At 42.6% G+C, this 1,416-nt stretch carries 1 protein-coding gene; it reads right to left on the reverse strand.

What is annotated here, in order from left to right:
- Positions 1-1,416, reverse strand: a 1,416-nt coding sequence (sabA, locus tag EWZ81_RS00020; protein WP_205250188.1) for a Hop family adhesin SabA/HopD, incomplete at both ends; no start/stop codon positions are given.

Consider the following 1,416-nt stretch of genomic DNA (forward strand, 5'->3'; position numbering starts at 1 on the left):
CCCATTCATTGCGCCGTTATTGTTTTGAGAGCTGATCATGCCCACTTTTTTAAAGGGGTTATTACTCATCGCTGCTAAAGCTTGAGAAAGATTGGATTGCTGCTCTGGGTTGATTTGGTAGTTGTATTGGCCCGCTGCTGGGGCGTTTTTATCGTGAGGTAGCGTAACAATGTCTTTTGTATTGACTTGGTTATAGGGAAGTTTAGAAATCTCTTGACTCAAATTCTTAGCGTTGCTATAGGCTGTTACAATGTTTGCTTGATTGGATTTTAAATTATAAACATCTCTAGCCACGCTTAAAGCCGAATCCACCCGGTTACCATAATAACTCACATTGTTTTGGATCGTTTGAATCTCTTGGTTCAAATTCACCTCCTGTCTGTAAGGGTTAGTAGGCGTTTGACCCGCATTGGGTATTTTCAAGTAGGCTTTCTCCAAATAACGATATTGATCTTTAGGGATGGAATCAAAGAGGTTAAAAATGTCTTGAGCGTAAGAAATGACTTGCTTTTGGTTTTGAGCGAAAGCGTAAATGTCTTTAGCGAAATTAGGGTTTGTTTGAGTCCCTGTAGCTTGAGCTTGCAAGCTAGCAGATAGGGTGTGGTTACTTTGAGAAAGCGTAACCGCTTGTTGCAAGATAGGTATCATCGCCTTAATGTTGTTAAACACCGCGTATTGCGTTGGGTAATTAGTGGATGTGATAGCACCGGGTGCGTTTGAAACGCCACTGATGACGATATTTTTCCACATCATAGCTGTCTTAGTGTTTGCGATCAAGTCCATAAGCTTTTGCGCGGTTTCAAGAGCGCTGCTCACGGTTGAGCTTGGCGAGTTTTGGCCTTCTGTTGTGGCGCATCCGGATAAAGCGCAAAGATTGTTGCCTTTAGTGGTAGAGTTTGTTTGAGCTGCTTGGAGGCTTTCAGCGAGTTTTTTCATCTTGTCGTAAGTGGCTTGATCCATAGCGCAATTTTCTAATCCTGAGCAGTTCTCTATAATCGTTTTAAAAGGAGGGTTACCATGGACATCAGCGGATTGTTTCTTATTGCCCACAAAAAAAGTGAAGTAGTTCCCCGCATAAAGACTCCAAAAACCCAATACCGAAGTGATAACGGCTTGCACGGCGTTAAAGATGGGCGATTGGGTGGTGCTGTTGTAGTTGTTGTTGGTAAAGCTTTTTAAATAGTTTAAAGAGCTATTGACCAGCTCAATGTTGTTGGCGTTTTGAATGCTTTGCCTTAATGAAGCCACTTGATTTAGATACTGGTTTAATTGCTCGTATTTTTCGTTTAAGTTTTTCAATTCACCGGTGTTTTTGACCATTTGCACCGCTTCGCCGATTTGATAGCCCGCGCTCACAAAAAAGCCGTTGTCTTCAGCGTGGAGCGATGATACCGCAAGCGAGAGAGAGAGAGAGAG

The sequence above is a fragment of the Helicobacter pylori genome (genome assembly GCF_011140715.1).
Taxonomy (GTDB): Bacteria; Campylobacterota; Campylobacteria; order Campylobacterales; family Helicobacteraceae; genus Helicobacter; species Helicobacter pylori_DA.